This is a genomic window from Paraburkholderia sp. SOS3 (assembly GCF_001922345.1).
Taxonomy (GTDB): Bacteria; Pseudomonadota; Gammaproteobacteria; order Burkholderiales; family Burkholderiaceae; genus Paraburkholderia.
Genome location: NZ_CP018811.1, coordinates 2,677,092 through 2,695,314, shown reverse-complemented (window position 1 = coordinate 2,695,314; position 18,223 = coordinate 2,677,092). Strand labels below are relative to the sequence as shown.

Genomic DNA, 18,223 nt, shown 5'->3' with positions numbered 1-18,223 from the left:
CGGCTTTACGCCGGCTTTGCGCCGGCTTTACGCCGGCTTTGCGCCGGCTTCGCGCCGGCCCTTTGCTCCGTAACCTTGACGAGGAATCATTGCGTTGATGGTGACGTTCGACGACTTCGGCCGCATCGCAGCGGCACCGCTCCATTCGTGGTTCGGCACGCTGATCGTGTCGGTGTGCCTCGTCGCCTGCTCGATCGGCCTGCATTGGGTCGGGCAGCGCGTGCTGATGCGTATTGCGCGGCCTTATCCGCTGATGAGCGTCGTGCTGCGCCATATCGGCCGGCCGGCGCAGTTCGTGATGGCGATCGTCGCGCTCGAGATCGTCTGGTGGGAAGCGCCCGATACGCTGCTGCTGATCGGCGGCTTGCGCGATGCCGCGGCCTTCGCCTTGATCGCGGCCATCACGTGGCTCACGGTGCGCATCGCGGCGTCGATCGGCGAAGCGATCGTCGCCGCGCATCCGCTCGATACGGCCGACAATTTGCAGGCGCGCCGCATCCATACGCAGGCGCGCGTGCTCGCGCGCTCGGTGATGGTGGTGATCGTCATCATCGGGATCGGCGCCGCGCTGATGACTTTCCCGAACGTGCGGCAGATCGGCGCGAGCCTGCTCGCGTCGGCCGGTGTCGCCGGTCTCGTCGCCGGTATTGCGGCGCGGCCGGTGCTCGGCAATCTGATCGCGGGCCTGCAGATCGCCTTGTCCCAGCCGATTCGCCTCGACGACGTGGTCGTGATCGAGGGCGAGTGGGGGCGCATCGAGGAAATCACCGGTACGTACGTTTCGGTGCGCCTGTGGGACCAGCGGCGCCTGATCGTGCCGCTGCAATGGTTCATCGAAAACCCGTTCCAGAACTGGACGCGCAACGATGCGCAGATCATCGGCAGCGTGTTCATGTTCGTCGACTACCGGATGCCGCTCGTGCCGCTGCGCGATGAACTCGCGCGCATCGTGGAGGCGGCGCCCGAGTGGGACGGCCGCGTGCAGGTGCTGCAGGTGACCGACGCGACCGAGCGTGCGATGCAATTGCGCGTGCTCGTCAGTTCGAACGATTCGGGGCTCAACTGGGATTTGCGCTGCCGCGTACGCGAAGGGCTCGTGAGCTTCGTGCAGCGGCACTATCCTCAGTATCTGCCGCGCGCACGCGCCGATCTCGCGGCGAACTGGGGCGCGGCATCCGGCGATCTGGAACACGTAACGAAGGGGGGCGCTGCGGACCGGACCGGCCCCGGTGCGGACACGGGCGAGCTAGACTGGATGCCGAAGGCGACGCCCGCGCCGGCATCGAGCACCGCGGCCGACACCGCGGCCGACCCGGTGGCAAAACGAGGCCCACGCGGCGAGCGCGATCGGTCCGACGGGCCGTCCGCTGGGCCGTCCGCTGGGCCGCGCGCGCCAGCGGGTCGCACGCGCATACCCGATCGCACGACCTAGCCGCGCACGCAGCGCCCACGCAGCGCCGAGGCAGCGCGCAGCCGAAGCGCCTCGCCGCCGCGCAAGCGGATGATTGTGCAACGGGGCCGGCGTCACGCCGGCCGAACCAGACACAGGGCTCGGCCTGATCGAACCTGAACGGGATAAGGAGGACTACAGCATGGGCCGACTGATTGTCGTATCGAATCGTGTGGCGACGCCCACTGAAACCAAAGGCTCCGCTGGCGGACTCGCGGTCGGCGTGTTCGGCGCGCTGAAGGACACGGGCGGTGTCTGGTTCGGATGGAGCGGCGACGTCGTCAGCGAGACGGTGGCGAACGCGGGCCCGACGCTCGAGCAGGACGGCGCGGTCACGTTCGCGACCGTCGGCCTGACCCGCAAGGACTACGACCAGTACTACCGCGGTTTTTCGAACGCGACGCTGTGGCCGGTATTCCACTACCGCAACGACCTCGCGCGCTATGAGCGCGACGAATACGCGGGCTACCGGCGCGTCAACGCATGGCTTGCGCACAAGCTCGTCAAGCTGCTGCAGCCCGACGACATCATCTGGGCGCACGACTACCATCTGCTTCCGTTCGCCGAGGCGCTGCGCGCCGAGGGCGTCACGAACCGGATCGGCTTCTTTCTGCATATTCCGTTTCCGTCGCCGCAGATTCTGATCAACATTCCGCCGCACGAAGAGCTCGTGAAATCGTTGTGCTGCTACGACCTGATCGGCTTTCAGACCGAGACCGATCAGCTCGCGTTTCACGACTATATCGAGCGCCATGCACGCGGCACCGTGAAGCCGGGCGGCCACGTCGAAGCGTTCGGCCGCAAGCTGCGCACCGGCGTTTATCGCATCGGCGTGTTCCCGGACGAAATCGCCGAGCAGGCCAAACGCTACGAAAGCCGGCAGCATGTGATGGATCTGAAGCAGAGCCTCGAAGGGCGCAAGCTGATCATGAGCGTCGACCGGCTCGATTATTCGAAAGGACTCGTCGAGCGCTTCCGCGCCTTCGAGCAGTTGCTCGAGCGCTCGCCCGAGTGGCGCGGCAACGTGACGCTCGTGCAGATCGCGCCGCCGACGCGCGCCGACGTTTCGACGTACCAGCAGATCCGTCAGGACCTCGAATATGAGGCAGGGCGCATCAACGGCCGCTACTCGGGCCTCGACTACACGCCGATCCGTTATCTGAACCAGCGCTACGACCGCTGGAAACTGATGTCGCTGTTCCGCGAATCGCAGATCGGCTTCGTCACGCCGCTGCACGACGGCATGAATCTCGTCGCGAAGGAATACGTGGCCGCGCAGAACCCGGACGATCCGGGCGTGCTCGTGCTGTCGATGTTCGCCGGCGCCGCGGCCGAGCTGACCGGCTCGCTGATCGTGAACCCGCACGATTCGGTCGGCATGTGCGAGGCGTTGCAGCGCGCGCTGTCGATGCCGCTCGACGAGCGCAAGCGCCGCTACGAAACGAATATGGCCGCGCTGCGCAAGAACGATCTCGGCGTGTGGCGCGATACGTATCTGCGCGATCTGCGCGCCGTGCCGCTCGAGAAGGCGAGGCCCGCTGGGAAAACCGCGGGCGCGCCGGGCAGCGCACGCGGGGCCGCGTCCTGAGCGCCGCGCGCTCAACGCTTAACCGGCGACCCGACATCCGCGTGCTGACCACACTCGCGATCGCCCATTACCGCTCGCTGCGCGACATGATCGTGCCGCTTGGCCGGCTCAATGTCGTGACCGGCCCGAACGGCAGCGGCAAATCGAACGTCTATCGCGCATTGCGGCTGCTTGCGGCGACTGCGCGCGGCGGCGTGATTCCGTCGCTTGCGCGCGAAGGCGGCCTGCAATCGACGCTATGGGCGGGCCCCGAACGTTTCTCGCGCGCGATGCGCGAAGGCGAACAGCCGGTACAGGGTACGCGCCGCCACGAGCCCGTGAACCTGCGCCTGGGCTTTGCCGGCGACGACTTCGGCTACGCGATCGACCTCGGGCTGCCGGTTCCAGGGCCCACGCAGTTCGGCCTCGACCCCGTGATCAAGCGCGAATGCATCTGGAGCGGGCCCGTCTTGCGCCCGTCGGCGTTGCTCGTCGACCGCCACGGCGCCTCGCTGCGCACGCGCGCCGACGACGGCGAATGGCAAACCGTGCCGCAAAGCGTGGCGAGCTTCGACAGCATGATGACCGAGTTCGCCGATCCGCGCGGCGCGCCGGAAATGCTCGCGGTGCGCGAGCAGATCCGCTCGTGGCGCTTCTACGACTACTTCCGCACCGACGCGAGCGCGCCCGCGCGGCTGCCGCAAATCGGCACGCATACGCCGGTGCTCGCCGACGACGGCGCCGACCTTGCCGCCGCGCTGCAGACGATCCGCGAGATCGGTTCGCCGCAGGCCCTCGACGACGCAGTCGCCGATGCGTTTCCGGGCTCGCGCATCGACATCGCCAACCTCGACGGACGCTTCGAGGTGACGATGCACCAGCATGGGCTGCTGCGGCCGTTGAAGGCCGCCGAGCTGTCGGACGGCACGCTGCGCTATCTGCTGCTGATCGCGGCGCTGCTGACGCCGCGGCCGCCCGCGCTGCTCGTGCTCAACGAACCGGAGACGAGCCTGCATCCGGACCTGTTGCCCGCGCTCGGACGGTTGATCGTGCAAGCATCGGCGCATTCGCAGGTGCTCGTCGTCTCGCATGCGGCGCGCCTGATCGCGGCGCTCGAACGCGAAAGCGGCAGCCGGTCGCTCGTGCTCGAAAAGGAACTCGGCGCGACGCGCATCATGGGCAGCGACGAGCTCGACATCCCGCCGTGGAAATGGCCGGCGCGTTAAGCCGTGCGGTAAGCCGTGCGGCACGCGATGCGCAGCGGCGCGGCGCGCCTGATCGCCCCGCATGGCGATTCGTGAGCGAATGTTTCCCGACTGTAACAGCGCTCTTCAAGTGAAATAGACGCAGTTTTTTTCGGCGAGCCAGGCAATAATCGACACATGTAAGGTAAGCAAAACGAACGGCCAGGAGAAACGGGCCGGCTAAAACGACAAAAGCAGGACACAAGCAGACAAGGCAAAAAGCCATCGTGCATGGGAGGGCGAGCATGCGGAGCGGACCGCGCGGTTCGACGATACGTCGACCGCGCGATCCGCTCCGATTGCCCGCAGGCCCGCCGCAATGGCACAGTCGCTCGCCACTACGGAGACGCCATGAGAATTGCGCAGATCGCCCCCTTGACCGAATCGGTCCCGCCGAAGCTATATGGCGGCACTGAACGTGTCGTGTCGTACATCACCGAGGCGCTCGTCGACCTCGGCCACGACGTGACGCTGTTTGCAAGCGGCGATTCGGTGACGAACGCGAAGCTCGAAGCGGTCTGGCCGCGCGCACTGCGCCTCGACCCCGGCATTCGCGACCGCGTTGCGCCGCACATGCTGCTGATGGAACTGGTGCGCCGCCAGGCCAGCCAGTTCGACGTGCTGCATTTTCATATGGATTACTACTCGTTCTCGGTATTCAAGCGCCAGGAGACGCCGTTCGTCACGACCTTGCACGGCCGCCTCGATCTGCCCGAACAGCAGCCGGTGTTCGACACCTTCAACACCGCGCCCGTCATCTCCATTTCGAATTCGCAGCGCCAGCCGTTGCCGCAGGCGCGCTGGCTCACGACCGTCTATCACGGGCTGCCCGAAACGCTTTATACGCCGCAGCCGGTCGAGCAGAAGTACCTCGCGTTTCTCGGCCGCATTTCGCCGGAGAAACGCGTCGATACGGCGATTCGCATCGCGGGCCGCTGCGGCATGCCGATCCGCATCGCGGCAAAAGTCGACGCGGCCGACCGCGAATACTTCGAGCGCGATATCAAGCCGCTGTTCGATTTGCCGTACGTGGAGTACATCGGCGAGATCGCCGACGAGCAGAAGGCCGGGTTCCTGTCGGGCGCGCACGCGCTGCTGTTTCCGATCGACTGGCCGGAGCCGTTCGGCCTCGTGATGATCGAGGCGATGGCCTGCGGGACACCGGTGGTTGCGTTCAATCGCGGCGCGGTGCCGGAAGTGGTCGATGACGGCGTATCGGGCTTTATCGTCGAAGACGAGATCGGCGCGGTGGCGGCGTTGAACCGGCTGCACAAGGTGCCGCGCAAGGGCGTGCGTCAACGCTTCGAAGAGCGCTTCACGTCGCACCGGATGGCCCAGCAGTACGTCGACGCGTATCAGGCGGTGATCCGCGCGCAGAAGCGTTCGCGATTCAAGGTCATCGACGCGTCGTCGACGAACGTGTGACGGCGACACGCCTGCGTCGCACCGCGTGCGAGGTGCGCGAGGTGCGCGCGCGGCACGCAAGCGTGCGTTGCACAGCGCTTCTATGCCGCGTCGTCGCGGGTCTCGCGCGAGACTCCAAGCAGCGAGTCGTGGCCGAGCAACGTCATGGGCGGCTCGGAAACGTCCTTGCCCTTCGGCTCCGACGACATCCCCTTCGTCATCGATTCGCAGCGGCAATCGGCATGGTTGTCGGCGGCGGGCTGCCAGGGCTTGCTCGTGAGCGTCGGCGGCAGGGACGAGCGCCGCTCCCAGCCCCCATTGGCGAAGTCGTTGGCCGGGTGTCGATCGACGATCGGCAAGGGCGTGATGCGCGGACCGTTAAGTCCGGCTGTTACCGGAGACGCGGACGTGTCAGCCTGCGTGGCGGCAAACGGTTGCTGCTGATTCGTGATTTTCATCGTTACCTTCCTGCAAATGAAGAAGTTGGCGGTTGCGCGGCCAAGACGCGGGCCGGCATTCGACGTGTCGTTCGACGGCGACGACACATCCCATTCTGTTCAGCGAGCCGCTCGATGAGGCAATAAGGGGATACCGTGCTCGCAAAACAAAACCCCACGTCCCGGTGAAGAGACGTGGGGCCAACTTTCCTGCCGATGTCCGTCGGTGCCGCACGCGGATTCCCGGGCGGGAGTGCCGCGCGAGTTCCCCGGATGCCGATGGCGGATCGGCGGCCGGTTAGATCTTGAGCCTTGTCACCTTCGTGCCGGCCAGCGACACATCGGCCATCAAGCCGGCATTCGTCAGGATGAACACCTCGACGGGCGCAGTTGCCGTCGTCGAATCGACCGCGCCGTTTGCGCCGACCTTCACGAGCGCAACCGATGCATCGGCGCCGACCGACCAGCCATCCGCGCTGCGGAATCGGTCGAGCGCATCCTGGGTCATGAAGCAGAAAATGATCGCCTTCGATTGCGCGCCTGCTTGCAGACCGAACGAGCCCGACACGGTGCTGTAGTACCCAACCGAACTGCCGCCTACGCGCAACGCGCCTTCGCCGTATTGCCCGCCGACGATGAAGCCGACCTGGAGCACGGAGGGGAACACGAGCACGCCGCGCGACTTCGCGACCAGTTCGCGCGAACCGGCGACCGTGGAATAGAGCCGAGACATCGTGCCGTCGACGCTTGCGTCGATCGACTGGCGCTTCGACATATCTGTCGCGGCCGATTCTCCAGACTTCCCGGTGGTGGTGCAGCCTGCCAGTGCAAGACTTCCGAAAGCGAGCGCAGCGCTACTTTTTAGAATGAAGTTTCGTCTTTGCATCGTTTTTCTCCATCGTGGTTCCGGGGATGCAGCCTCAGTTCACGCGGGTTGCCGTTTAGTTATAACACACAGATGAGTAAAGAGTGCCTTTTGGGGGCCGCCCGCAACGCCTTGTGTGATGGGCGTTTCCGGCCATCCGGGCAAAACTTCGGGTAAATCTGACCTCGCCTGTGACCTGTGCCGCATAGGCGCGCACGGCGGATTCGCATGGTGCGCGGCTCTTGCCGCAGCGGCTTTTGGCTGATGATTGGCTGGCCGGGCAAGCTCCGCGAAAACGGGTTGTTTTTACTCGATTCGCGCGGCTGCCGCGAGCCACTGAAATGTTCCTGAAAGTGTTGCGGCTGCGCATCACTGGCTGGGGCCTAACGATTCGCCGTGCCCTTCGAAGAATGCTGCGCGGCACCCGGAGCCGTGCCCGGCGCAGCAGTGCCCGGCACGATGTGGCTCGCGACGCGATCGGCAGGCGGCCGGCGCAGCGCGCGCCGGATGCCGCCGATCAGCGCGCCGATCACGAACAGCGTCGCCGCCGGCACGACCCAGTACCCGACGAACGCATGCCACAGGTAGGACGCGAGCGTGCGCCGCCGCAGGTTGTATTCGTCGATCGCTTCCTGCTGGCGTGGCGCGTTCGCGGCGAGCACGTCGGCCGGACAGCCGGCGTCGCGTGCGACATCGGGCGTGCCGCGGCAATGAACTGGCGCGCCGGCGGCGCGCTGCGCGTCGGTGAATTGCCAGCTCGTGAGCGCGTTGTTCAGGTCGACCCGGTTATAGGCCATCTCCTCCTGAATTTCGCGCACTGCGACGATCCCCACCGGCACCGACCAGAAGATGATCGTGACGAGCCAGCGGCGCAGCCATCGATTCTTGTGTCTCCCAACCATTGTTGCCTCCGTGCATGCGCTTTGGCATACCACCAAGCGGGCGGCCCTTTCTGGTGTGTCGGCTGTCTTTTCTATTGCGTATTGTGGGCCGTTTGTGCCGCCATCATAGAAGAAAACGGCCCCGGCGTAACTTGCCGTTGTACGGGAGGCGTCGATGCTTGCGGGTGCAACGACTGGCCGGCGCGTCGCGCGAACGCGCCGGTTCAGGCGAGGCCTGGCGCCTCGCCACAGCGTACCTGCGGGGAGTCCGCGCTTACCCCTTGTTGCTGAGGCAGCTCTTCATGAATGCCTTGCGCTCGTCGCCTTTCTTGTCGCCGGCCTGCGTGTTGCACGCCTTCATCTTCTCCTGCTGCGTCATCGGCGCGGAGGCCGCCATCGCCGACGATGCCGACAGGCAGTTCTTCATGAACGCCTTGCGTTCATCGCCTTTCTTGTCGCCGGCCTGCTTGTTGCACATCGTCATTTTGTTCTGCTGGCTGTTTTCGGCGAAGGCGGGCGCTGCGAGGACTGCGCCGAGTACGAGTGCGGCGATTGCGGATTGGATCTTCATGGGAGACTCCATCGGTTATCGGTTATTCGTCGTTATTCGATCCGGGGCAAAGACGTCCGGCCCGTTGACTGCACCATCGTATTGAATGGTAAATGTCAGAACGGGCAAACGGGTGCACCGGTTGACGGTTATGCGCGCGGGCAGGGCAGGTGTTTCCCTGGTATCCGGTATCCCCGCTAACGACGCTTGCGCCGATGCGCGATATGCGCAATACGCGTTGCCGTTTTGTCCACTCGCTTTTCGCAATGAAGGAGACTCGCAATGCCGTCGGTGAAGCCGAGGCAACGCCCGTGCGTTGAAACGAATCCGTGCGGCCTGCGCTTAGTCATTCTCCGACTGCGATCACGATCGTGATGACGAGCGGGACAAGCGCGCGATCACGGCATATCGGCAAGCGTAACCGGCATCGAAGTCGCGCTGCAAAATGCGTGGACGCGAGCGGCAGTCGCGATTTGCGAACCGTTCGGCGAACGCGTGAACATCGAAGACATGTTGCTATTCAGATTCGCGTAAGCGAGGTGCAACAGTGGCGCAACAGCGACGCGTGACGAAGCGTATGAATCACGCAACGCATGCCGTTCGGATGGCTTGCAAAGCAGGTTGTGCGGTGGTTGGCGCGATCGTTTGAATAAGCTAAACGAAGAAGCGCATAAGCGGCCGATGCTTGCCGCGAAGCGCGCGTTCGCTGCAACAGAATGCACGACGTTTACGTGACAAACGCATTCAAAACAGCCCGGCAAACAGGACAAGATTGTTTCTATCCGTAACACTTGCCCGCAGCCCATTCACGCTTACCCTGGTAATGGTATGCTTCGTGCACAAATTCTCCCATGCATGAGTGAGACCACGTTTCGTGCGCGCTAATTGGGAAAACACGCACTGGCGCCGTGCGCCATGCGCTTTCTTCGCGATGCAGCCGGAACGGAAAAACATATTGTGCAACCGGGGGCGCTTACACGAACCGTAGAAGTTCGTGACGGCCCAAAGCCGCGGCCTGGCCTGGCCCGCGTGGAGAAATGCATGTTTTTCGATGAGCTAAGCAATGACGAATGGGCTCGGCTATCCGCGCTCGTTTCCGATGAGCCAGCCGTCCGGTTGAATCGCCGTGGACGGCCGCGAGCCGAACCACGCATCGTCGCCAACGCTGTGTTGTGGATTCTCACAACCGGCGAACCCTGGTCGAAGCTGCCCGGGCGTTATCCGTCCGGCCCGACCTGCCGCCGCCGTTTCGAAGAATGGCAGGCCAATGGAACCCTGATCGAAATGGTTCGTCTTCTGTCCGAGACGGGCCGCACGTTCGCGTATATCCCCGAACCGACTCCGCCCGCCGTGGCGAAGCCGGCGCCTGAAGTCGAGCAGCCGAAGCCGCGCGACGACACCGTGCGCGGCGTCTACTGGAAGAGCCCGGAGTCCTGGCAAACCGCCGGCTCCGCCACAGGCGTCGCGAACGGCTGGCGTCCGCTTGGCGCAATGGCCGATATCACGCGCCAGCTCGCGGGCGCGGTCGACGAGCAAACTTTCTCGGACGACGTCGCGCCGCCGGCTCACGCCGATGCATCGGGCGCCGGTGCGTCGAGTTCGCCCGACGAAGACGTGCTGCGCGAGGTCACCCGTGCGCGTGCGGCGCAGGCGCAGGCGCACGCGCCGCGCGAGATGCTTGACGCGCATGTCGAGCGCGACACGCGATATGGCGCGTCATACGGCGCTGCATCGGAGCGCGCGCCGCTCGCCAAGCCGCAGTTCGACGGGTCGCGATTCAACGATCTGCCGAACGGCACTCGCCAGTTCGACGATCACCCGGAGGGAGCCGGCGGTTATGCCTTCGACGGGCACGCCGATGTCCGCCGCTTCGACGGCGCTCACGAGGACCAATACGAGCGGGCGTACGCGGGCCATACGCAAGCCGATGGCGGGTCGGACGACGACTGGGGCCACAGCCGTCAGCACGACCTTGCGAACTATCACGCGCCGCTGTGGATGAATCTCGCGATGCCGGGCGGCGCGCAGTTCGACGACGAACGCGGCTATGTGATTTACGTCGTTGCCGAGCAGGTCGCCAGTTCGATGTATCGCGCGTGGGCCGAAATCTTGAGAGATGGCCGGCGCATCGAGCGGTCCGGGCTGATCGGTCCGCGTTTCGAGGACGAAGAAGCGGCGCGCCGTTTCGCGCTCGAATGGGCGACCGAATGGATCGATCGCGAATGTAGCGAGACGGGCGCGCACGCGTACGGCGATGACGTCGCGGCGGCGTCCGGACATGCGCAGATGCCGAGCTATGCGTCGGTCAACGTCGATGCGGTTAGCGAGCAGCAGAGCGTAGTCGCGCTGACTGCGCGAACGCCGGAGCAGGCCATGCCTGCGACGGCGCCCGTGGCGCGTGCAATGCCGGAGTCGGCCGCGGTCAAGAATGCGTTGCCGGCCGCCAGCGCGAACCGCAACGGCAGTGGCGGCACCGCAAGCGCCGGCAACGTCGGCAATGGTTCCGCGACCGCGTCGGGCGCATATCCGCAGCATGCGAATGCACACCGCGTGCAATTGCGCCGCTATCCGAGTGAAGGCAACGGCAGCAGTGCGCCCGCCGAGAAAACGACGGACCGCTTTCCGCCGACGCGCAAAATTCTTTCGCACGTCCGCTAGGCCGACGGTCTCCTCACGTCGTACGTTGGCCACACGCCGGCGTTCTCATTTCGCAAATACGATCGCGCCGCGAACCTTTCGAGGTCCGCGGCGCGATCGTTCGAAGCATTCGCCTGCGTGCCGATGCAGTTTTCGAAGCGACCCGTCGCCCTATTGGACATCGCGGCGCAGCAGAGCACGTGAAAACACAGTAGCGCGAAGCGAAAGAAGGGCGCGCGCAATAGACCTGTCGCGCCCCCCCGGTCGACCGCCTTTACCGCCGTCCGTACGTATCGTCGAAGCGGACGATATCGTCCTCGCCGAGATACGAGCCCGACTGCACCTCGATGATTTCGAGCGGCATCTTGCCCGGATTCTCGAGCCGGTGCGTGACGCCGAGCGGAATATAGGCCGATTCGTTTTCCGACACGATGAATCGCTCTTCGCCGCGCGTGACGAGCGCCGTGCCGCGCACGACGATCCAGTGTTCGGCGCGATGATGGTGCATCTGCAGCGACAGTTGCGCACCCGGTTTGACGACGATGCGCTTCACCTGAAAACGCTCACCCGTATCGACCGAATCGTAGTGGCCCCAGGGGCGATGCACCTTGCGATGGTTCGTCGCTTCGGTACCGCGCTCGCTGCGAATCCGGCCCACCACCTTCTTCACATCCTGCACATGCGCTTTATCGGCGACGAGAATCGCATCGTCGGTTTCGACGACCACGAGATCCTGTGTGCCGACGCAAGCGATCAACCGTCCTTCCGAATGCGCGAACGTCGATTCGGCGCCTTCGAAAATCACGCGGCCACGGCTCACGTTCGCCGCGTCGTCCTTCGGCGAGATCTGCCAGATCGCATCCCACGAACCGACGTCGGACCAGCCGGCCGCGAGCGGCACGACGACGCCGCTTGCCACCGACGCGTCGCTGCCGAGCTTCTCCATGACCGCGTAGTCGATCGAGTTCGACGGACAGCTGGCGAACGCCTCGCGCTGCAGGCGGAAGAAGTCGCCGTCCGCGGTGCCGCCCGTGTAAGCGGCGGCGGCCGCATCGTAGATCGCCGGGTGGAAGTGCCGGATCGCCTTCAGCCACGTCGATGCGCGCATGATGAAAATGCCGCTGTTCCACCAGTAATCCTGCGATTCGACATAGCGCTGCGCGAGTTCGAAATGCGGCTTCTCGACGAAGCGGTCGAGGTGCCGCGCGCCGCCTGCCGGCGCGCTTTCGCCGCTTTCGCCCGCCGTCGCCGGCATCGGCGCGCCGAGGCGGATATAGCCGTAGCCCGTCTCCGCGCGCGTCGGCACGATACCCATCGTCACGACATGGCCGGCCGCCGCGTACTGGACTCCCGCGGCCACGGCCGCCTGGAAGCCGGCGAGGTCGGCGATCGCGTGGTCGGCGGGCATCACGACCATGATCGCATCGTCGTCTTGCGCCGCCACCGACAGCGCGGCCGCCGTCAGCGCGGGCGCCGTGTCGCGGCCGACCGGCTCGAGCATGAGCCGGCTCGCCTTGCCGGCCACGCGCAACTGTTCGGCCGTCGTAAAGCGATGCTCTTCGTTGCACACCACGACGAGCTGTTCGGCCACCGCGTAACCGGCGTCGAGCGCGTCGAGACGGCGCGTCGTCGATTGCAGCAGCGAGTCCTCGCCAAGCAGGCCGATCAGCTGCTTGGGATGCTGCTCGCGCGACATCGGCCATAGGCGCGTACCTGAGCCGCCGGCCAGAATCACGGGTTGAACCTTGAGCTTGACGGAAAGCGGCGTGGCGGACGCTACGCGGGATTGGACGGCAGTGGACGCCGTGCCGAGAGCACTCATGGTTGACTCCTCGAGCTGGAATGAGTTCTCGGAGTTTTAACACGTAGTAATTGGTCAATAAAAGAAAGCTTAATTCAAAGCGAATTTTTCCGGAAAACTTCCTGCCCGGAATTGCGATAGATTTAAGTCAGAGCGACCCGAAAAACTCAGATAAATATGAGAATTAGCGAAATATCCCTGACGCTGTTCCGGACGAATCGCGAATGCATGAATACAACAGCTGCGCGAAAGAAACGTAAAAAATATCGCGAAGCACGGCCGGACGGCGCTGGAAACGCATTCCCAGTGGTAGAAAAGAGGTAATTGTTGCCGCAGAAATCAGAAAAAAATCGCGAAATAGTTTCCGATACAAATTGTTTTTTTTAGAAACTTGCGGCGCGAATTTTAATGCCTCTTTATTCATACTAGTACGAGGGTATTCACCAATTCGCCAGTGCATCCCCGCGCGAATAAACGGACCTGCCGGATTGCCTCGAGAGGCGTCCTGCATGGGTTGCGGCCGTGATCCGGACCGTATTGATCAACGAGGTGCAGCAGTATGTTGAGCGTGCTATCGAGAATCATCGACATTGCGATGGTCGCCCTGGGCGCCATGATCGCGGCCGCGGTGCACCGTGGGCACTTCGTGTGGCTCGACGATATGCAAAGCATTTCGTTGACCTTCGACTGTCTGCTGATCGTGCTGTTCTTTCCGGCGCTCGGCATCTACCAGTCGTGGCGCGGCAAATCGCTATACGACCTGATGTGGCGTGTGTCGTGCGGCTGGCTGCTGGTCGAGGTGACGGGCATCCTGATGAGCTTCAGCCTGCATCGCGCGGAGCTTCTGTCGCGACTGTGGCTCGGTTACTGGGCCGTGGCGAGCGTCGTGCTGCTGATCGTCACGAAGGCGCTCGTGCATACCGTGCTGAAGGGCTTGCGCCGCGAAGGCTTCAATCAGAAGGCGGTGGCGATCGTCGGCAGCGTGCCGTACGGCAAGTTTCTGATCGAGCAGATGAGAAGCCGCCCCGAGGCGGGCTTCGCGCCGGTCATCTTCTATACGGAGGACGGCGCGCACAACCGCCGCGAGAACGATCCGCTCGACGATCCCGCCGCGAGCGAGTTCGGGCCGCCCGATATCGAGGGCGTGCCGGTCGTGCGCGACTACGCGAATCTCGTGCAGATGGTGCGCCGTGGCGCGGTGCGCGAGCTGTGGATGGCGCTGCCGATGTCGAAGGAGCGCACGATCCATCGCTTCGTCACCGAATTCCGCAACGACTTCGTGAACATCCGTTTTATTCCGGACGTGCGCAGCCTCACGCTGTTCAATCAGCCGATGGTCGATCTGCTCGGTGTGCCGGCCATCAACCTCGCGGCCTCGCCGATCACCGATCTGCGCGTGCTGCCCAAGCGCGTGTTCGATCGCCTGTTCGCGCTCGCCGCGCTGAGCGCGCTGTCGCCGCTGATGCTCGTGATCGCGGTGCTCGTCAAGCTGTCGTCGCCGGGGCCCGTGTTTTTCAGGCAAAAGCGCAAGGGCATCGACGGCAACGAGTTCGAGATCTACAAGTTTCGCTCGATGAAGGTGCACAAGGAGCAGGCCGGCAAGATCACGCAGGCCACGCGGCGCGATCCGCGCATCACGCCGGTCGGCGCTTTCCTGCGCCGTACGAGTCTCGATGAGCTGCCGCAGTTCATCAACGTGCTGAGGGGCGAGATGTCGGTGGTCGGCCCGCGTCCGCACGCGCTCGAGCACGACGACATCTATAAAGATCTGGTGCGCGGCTATATGCACCGCTACCGGATCAAGCCGGGCATTACCGGCTGGGCGCAGATCAACGGTTATCGCGGGGAAACGGACCGCATCGAAAAGATGATGGGCCGCGTGAAGCTCGATCTGTACTACATGCAGCACTGGACCTTCTGGCTCGACATGAAGATCGTCGTGCTGACTTTCTGGAAAGGTTTCGTCGGCAGCAACGCATATTGAAAGCGGCGCAGGGCTTGCGCAACCCACGCATGCAGGCATGGGTTGCGTCGCGCTTTCGCATCGATGCGGCGCCGTGACTCATTCGTTATTCGGTTGTGTCATTCGTGTCCACGGTGGACTACTCACTATTTGAGGTGTGATTCATGAACGTGACGATCATTGGAACCGGCTATGTAGGCCTCGTGACAGGCGCCTGTCTCGCCGACATCGGCAACGACGTGTTCTGTCTCGACGTCGATCAGCGCAAGATCGATGTGCTGAACAACGGCGGCGTGCCGATCCATGAGCCCGGTCTTCTCGAGATCATTGCGCGCAACCGCAAGGCGGGGCGCCTCACGTTCTCGACCGACGTGGCGGCGTCGGTCGCGCACGGCGACATCCAGTTCATCGCGGTCGGCACGCCGCCCGACGAAGACGGCTCGGCGGACCTGCAATACGTGCTCGCCGCCGCGCGCAACATCGGCAGGCATATGGACGGCTTCAAGGTGATCGTCGACAAGTCGACGGTGCCGGTCGGCACCGCGCGCCGCGTCGCCGCGGCGGTGTCCGAAGAGCTCGCTGCGCGCGGCTCGAAGCAGATGTTCTCGGTGGTGTCGAACCCCGAGTTCCTGAAGGAAGGCGCGGCCGTCGAAGACTTTACGCGCCCGGACCGCATCGTGATCGGCTGCGACGAAGACGTACCCGGCGAGAAGGCGCGCGACATGATGAAGCGGCTCTATGCGCCGTTCAACCGCAACCGCGAACGCACGCTGTATATGGACGTCGGTTCGGCCGAATTCACGAAGTACGCGGCCAACGCGATGCTTGCGACGCGCATCTCGTTCATGAACGAACTTGCGAACCTCGCGGACCGCGTCGGTGCCGATATCGAAGCCGTGCGCCGCGGCATCGGCTCGGACCCGCGCATCGGCTACGACTTCCTGTATGCGGGATGCGGCTACGGCGGCTCGTGCTTTCCGAAGGACGTGCAGGCGCTGATCCGCACCGCCAGCGAGCACGGCGAAGGCCTGCAGATTCTCGAAGCCGTCGAAGCGGTCAACGACGCGCAGAAGAAGGTTCTCGCGAACAAGATCGTCGAGCGTCTCGGCGGCGATCTGTCGGACCGCACGTTCGCGGTCTGGGGCCTCGCGTTCAAGCCGAATACCGACGATATGCGCGAAGCGCCGAGCCGTCCGCTGATCGCCGAGCTGCTTGCGCGCGGCGCGCGGGTCAAGGCCTACGACCCGGTCGCGATCGATGAAGCGAAGCGCGTGCTCGCGCTCGATCTCGAATCGATGCCGCAGCGCCACGCGCGTCTCTCGTTCGTCGACGAGGAAATGGACGCGCTGCACGGCGCCGACGCGCTCGTGATCCTGACCGAATGGAAAGTCTTCAAGAGCCCCGACTTCGACAGCCTGAAGGCGAATCTGAAGACGCCGTTGATTTTCGACGGCCGCAATCTGTACGAACCCGATTCGATGCGCGAACTCGGTATCGAGTATCACGCGATCGGCCGCCAGCACGCGCAGCAGGATGCGGCCGTGCGCGATGGTTCGAAAGCGCTGGCTGCGGCCACGCCCGCGACCACGCTCTAGGCATCGGCGCCGGTGCGCTGCGGCCTTGCAAGCTTTCACGCACGCAAGGCCGCGACCAGGTTTTTTTGACAAACCGCTTGAGAACTTTTGACCACTATCGGACAAAAAACCGTTCAACCCGCAAGACATCCAGGGATACTGACATGTTCGCCAATGTCCTGATCGTGTGCCACGCCAACGTCTGCCGGTCGCCCGCGGCCGAGATGCTGTTCAAGGCGGGCCAGTACCGACAACCGGGCGCGCCAATTGCGTTCCACTCCGCCGGCATCCGCGCGGTGGACGGCGACAGCATGGATCCCGTCATGCAGCGCCTGCTCGCCGAGCGCGGCATCGTGGCCGGAGAACACCATGCGCGACGCCTGAACAAACGGATGGTGCGCGATGCGGACCTCGTGCTCGTGACCGAGCAGCGCCAGGTCAAGGACGTCGAAGCGCTGGACCCGGCCGCACGCGGCAAGGTCCACGCGCTCGGCAAATGGGAGGGGTCCGACGTCGTCGACCCGCACGGAGGCGAAGAACGCGAATACCGCGAAAGCCTCGTCCTCATCGAACATCTGGTCATGGGATGGCTCAACAAAATATGCTAAAGCGAAATATCACCTGTCTTTTTCTGTTTGCGCTGACGATCTTTCTGTCGGCGTGCTCGATTGCGCCCGGTAACCACCTCGACACGTCGCGCCTGAACGAGCAGCCGCCGAGCGGCCCCGCCCCGACCTACGACGTGAAGGTGATCGACGCGCAGCTCGTCGTCGCGCAGGCGAAGTTCGCCGCCGCGATGGCGCCCGCGCCGCTGCCGCCGTCGAAATACACCTTGCAGAACTACGTCTATCACGTCGAGCCGCAGGACATCCTCGGCGTCACCGTATGGAATCACCCGGAACTGACGACGCAAAGCGGCACGTCGCTGTCGACCGGCGGCAACACCACCCAGACCATCTCGAGCGTGCTGCAGCAGCCGTACACGACCGCGCTGCCGGGCCAGGCCGATCCGTTCGGACAGACCGTGAGCCCCGACGGCACGATCTTCTTCCCGTTCGTCGGGCGGATTCGCGCGGCGGGCAAAACCACCACGCAGATTCGCGACGAGCTCTCGATCGGTCTCAGGCCGTTCATCAAGGACCCGCAGGTCGACGTGCGCGTGCTCGCGTTCCGCAGCCAGCGCGTCGAGGTGACCGGCGAAGTGAAAACACCGGGACCGCTCGCGATCAGCGACGTGCCGTTGAAGCTCGTCGACGCGATCACGCGCTCGGGCGGCACGAATCCCGATGCCGATTTGCAGCGCGTGCGTCTCACGCGCAACCAGAAGCTCTACATCCTGAACGCGGACGCGATGCTCGATCGCGGCGACACCTCGCAAGACGTGCTGCTGCAGCCCGGCGACGTGCTCAACGTGCCGGACCGCACCGACAGCCGCATCTTCGTGATGGGCGAGGTGAAGAGCCCCGCCACGCTCAGCATGCTGAAGGGCCGCTTCACGATTGCCGACGCGCTGACCGGCGCGGGCGGCATTCTCGACACCGACGCCAACCCGCGGCAAATCTTCGTGATGCGCGGCATGCGCGACAACCCGACCTCGCCGGAGATTTTCCGGCTCGACATGACGCAACCCGACGCGGTGATGCTGAGTTCGCAATTTCAGCTCAAGCCGCTCGACGTGGTGTATGTCGGCACAGCGGCGGGCGCAACGTTCAACCGCATGATCCAGCAGATCCTGCCGGCCCTGCAGTCCGTGTTCTTCATCAAGGAGCTGACGAACTGATCGCCCCTTGCGACCGTGGTTGCGCCGCCTGAGGCCGAACCGGCCCCGGCGGCTGTCCGTTGCGAAAGCA

General features: G+C 64.4%; 15 protein-coding genes and 1 pseudogene. 10 read left to right on the top strand and 6 right to left on the bottom strand.

From position 1 onward, the window contains the following. The first annotated feature begins 97 nt into the window (after positions 1–97). The 4 genes from BTO02_RS12045 to BTO02_RS12030 all read left to right on the top strand — a co-directional run bounded on the left by BTO02_RS12045 (position 98) and on the right by BTO02_RS12030 (position 5,686). Complete coding sequence (locus BTO02_RS12045; protein WP_075157233.1) at positions 98–1,432, top strand: mechanosensitive ion channel family protein; 1,335 nt, start codon at positions 98–100, stop codon at positions 1,430–1,432. A 160-nt stretch (positions 1,433–1,592) separates the two neighbouring features. Next, positions 1,593–3,038, top strand: coding sequence for an alpha,alpha-trehalose-phosphate synthase (UDP-forming) (otsA, locus tag BTO02_RS12040; RefSeq protein ID WP_075157232.1), 1,446 nt, complete (start codon positions 1,593–1,595; stop codon positions 3,036–3,038). A gap of 41 nt (positions 3,039–3,079) precedes the next feature. Next, positions 3,080–4,243 (top strand): AAA family ATPase, encoded by a 1,164-nt coding sequence (locus tag BTO02_RS12035; RefSeq protein ID WP_075157231.1) that lies wholly within the window; start codon positions 3,080–3,082, stop codon positions 4,241–4,243. Positions 4,244–4,612: 369 nt separating this feature from the next. Beyond that, positions 4,613–5,686, top strand: coding sequence for a glycosyltransferase family 4 protein (locus tag BTO02_RS12030; protein ID WP_075157230.1), 1,074 nt, complete (start codon positions 4,613–4,615; stop codon positions 5,684–5,686). A gap of 80 nt (positions 5,687–5,766) precedes the next feature. Here BTO02_RS12030 and BTO02_RS12025 read toward each other — a convergent pair whose 3' ends face one another. From BTO02_RS12025 to BTO02_RS12010, 4 genes are all read right to left on the bottom strand, one after another. After that, positions 5,767–6,123, bottom strand: coding sequence for a hypothetical protein (locus BTO02_RS12025; protein WP_156883813.1), 357 nt, complete (start codon positions 6,121–6,123; stop codon positions 5,767–5,769). A 277-nt stretch (positions 6,124–6,400) separates the two neighbouring features. Then, entirely contained in the window at positions 6,401–6,988 is a 588-nt protein-coding gene (locus BTO02_RS12020) for a BPSL1445 family SYLF domain-containing lipoprotein (RefSeq protein ID WP_075157228.1), read from the bottom strand. A 362-nt stretch (positions 6,989–7,350) separates the two neighbouring features. Beyond that, positions 7,351–7,869, bottom strand: coding sequence for a hypothetical protein (locus BTO02_RS12015; RefSeq protein ID WP_232243346.1), 519 nt, complete (start codon positions 7,867–7,869; stop codon positions 7,351–7,353). Between the two features lie 253 nt (positions 7,870–8,122). Further along, positions 8,123–8,419: a PsiF family protein gene (locus BTO02_RS12010; protein ID WP_075157227.1), complete on the bottom strand. Its 297-nt coding sequence runs from the start codon at positions 8,417–8,419 to the stop codon at positions 8,123–8,125. A 1,020-nt stretch (positions 8,420–9,439) separates the two neighbouring features. Between BTO02_RS12010 and BTO02_RS35395 the strand changes: the two are divergent. Together BTO02_RS35395 and BTO02_RS35505 are read left to right on the top strand one after the other, a co-directional pair. After that, positions 9,440–10,048 (top strand): annotated as a pseudogene (locus BTO02_RS35395) (transposase); the annotation flags it as partial. A gap of 24 nt (positions 10,049–10,072) precedes the next feature. Further along, complete coding sequence (locus tag BTO02_RS35505; RefSeq protein WP_442953456.1) at positions 10,073–11,056, top strand: DUF6566 family protein; 984 nt, start codon at positions 10,073–10,075, stop codon at positions 11,054–11,056. A 253-nt stretch (positions 11,057–11,309) separates the two neighbouring features. Here the strand turns inward: BTO02_RS35505 and BTO02_RS11995 are convergent, their stop codons facing one another. Both BTO02_RS11995 and BTO02_RS34260 read right to left on the bottom strand, forming a co-directional pair. Continuing rightward, on the bottom strand, positions 11,310–12,857 hold the full coding sequence (locus BTO02_RS11995; protein ID WP_075157225.1) for a mannose-1-phosphate guanylyltransferase/mannose-6-phosphate isomerase: 1,548 nt from the start codon (positions 12,855–12,857) through the stop codon (positions 11,310–11,312). Positions 12,858–13,020: 163 nt separating this feature from the next. After that, positions 13,021–13,347, bottom strand: coding sequence for a hypothetical protein (locus tag BTO02_RS34260; RefSeq protein WP_156883812.1), 327 nt, complete (start codon positions 13,345–13,347; stop codon positions 13,021–13,023). A gap of 48 nt (positions 13,348–13,395) precedes the next feature. Here BTO02_RS34260 and BTO02_RS11990 point away from each other — a divergent pair, with 48 nt between their 5' ends. From BTO02_RS11990 to BTO02_RS11975, 4 genes are all read left to right on the top strand, one after another. Continuing rightward, on the top strand, positions 13,396–14,820 hold the full coding sequence (locus tag BTO02_RS11990) for an undecaprenyl-phosphate glucose phosphotransferase (protein WP_075157224.1): 1,425 nt from the start codon (positions 13,396–13,398) through the stop codon (positions 14,818–14,820). 143 nt (positions 14,821–14,963) lie between these two features. Beyond that, positions 14,964–16,394, top strand: coding sequence for a UDP-glucose dehydrogenase family protein (locus BTO02_RS11985; RefSeq protein WP_075157223.1), 1,431 nt, complete (start codon positions 14,964–14,966; stop codon positions 16,392–16,394). A gap of 143 nt (positions 16,395–16,537) precedes the next feature. Then, entirely contained in the window at positions 16,538–16,981 is a 444-nt protein-coding gene (locus BTO02_RS11980) for an arsenate reductase/protein-tyrosine-phosphatase family protein (protein WP_075157222.1), read from the top strand. After that, entirely contained in the window at positions 16,975–18,153 is a 1,179-nt protein-coding gene (locus tag BTO02_RS11975) for a polysaccharide biosynthesis/export family protein (RefSeq protein ID WP_075157221.1), read from the top strand. Before BTO02_RS11980 ends, BTO02_RS11975 begins: the two co-directional genes overlap by 7 nt. The last annotated feature ends 70 nt before the right edge of the window (positions 18,154–18,223 follow it).

Coding starts and splice junctions, on each gene's coding strand:
- BTO02_RS12045 (WP_075157233.1), top strand. CDS start 98: ATGGTGACGTTCGACGACTTCGGCCGCATCGCAGCGGCACCGCTCCAT.
- otsA (WP_075157232.1), top strand. CDS start 1,593: ATGGGCCGACTGATTGTCGTATCGAATCGTGTGGCGACGCCCACTGAA.
- BTO02_RS12030 (WP_075157230.1), top strand. CDS start 4,613: ATGAGAATTGCGCAGATCGCCCCCTTGACCGAATCGGTCCCGCCGAAG.
- BTO02_RS12025 (WP_156883813.1), bottom strand. CDS start 6,123: ATGAAAATCACGAATCAGCAGCAACCGTTTGCCGCCACGCAGGCTGAC.
- BTO02_RS12020 (WP_075157228.1), bottom strand. CDS start 6,988: ATGCAAAGACGAAACTTCATTCTAAAAAGTAGCGCTGCGCTCGCTTTC.
- BTO02_RS12015 (WP_232243346.1), bottom strand. CDS start 7,869: ATGGTTGGGAGACACAAGAATCGATGGCTGCGCCGCTGGCTCGTCACG.
- BTO02_RS12010 (WP_075157227.1), bottom strand. CDS start 8,419: ATGAAGATCCAATCCGCAATCGCCGCACTCGTACTCGGCGCAGTCCTC.
- BTO02_RS35505 (WP_442953456.1), top strand. CDS start 10,073: ATGCTTGACGCGCATGTCGAGCGCGACACGCGATATGGCGCGTCATAC.
- BTO02_RS11995 (WP_075157225.1), bottom strand. CDS start 12,857: ATGAGTGCTCTCGGCACGGCGTCCACTGCCGTCCAATCCCGCGTAGCG.
- BTO02_RS34260 (WP_156883812.1), bottom strand. CDS start 13,347: ATGCAGGACGCCTCTCGAGGCAATCCGGCAGGTCCGTTTATTCGCGCG.
- BTO02_RS11990 (WP_075157224.1), top strand. CDS start 13,396: ATGTTGAGCGTGCTATCGAGAATCATCGACATTGCGATGGTCGCCCTG.
- BTO02_RS11985 (WP_075157223.1), top strand. CDS start 14,964: ATGAACGTGACGATCATTGGAACCGGCTATGTAGGCCTCGTGACAGGC.
- BTO02_RS11980 (WP_075157222.1), top strand. CDS start 16,538: ATGTTCGCCAATGTCCTGATCGTGTGCCACGCCAACGTCTGCCGGTCG.
- BTO02_RS11975 (WP_075157221.1), top strand. CDS start 16,975: ATGCTAAAGCGAAATATCACCTGTCTTTTTCTGTTTGCGCTGACGATC.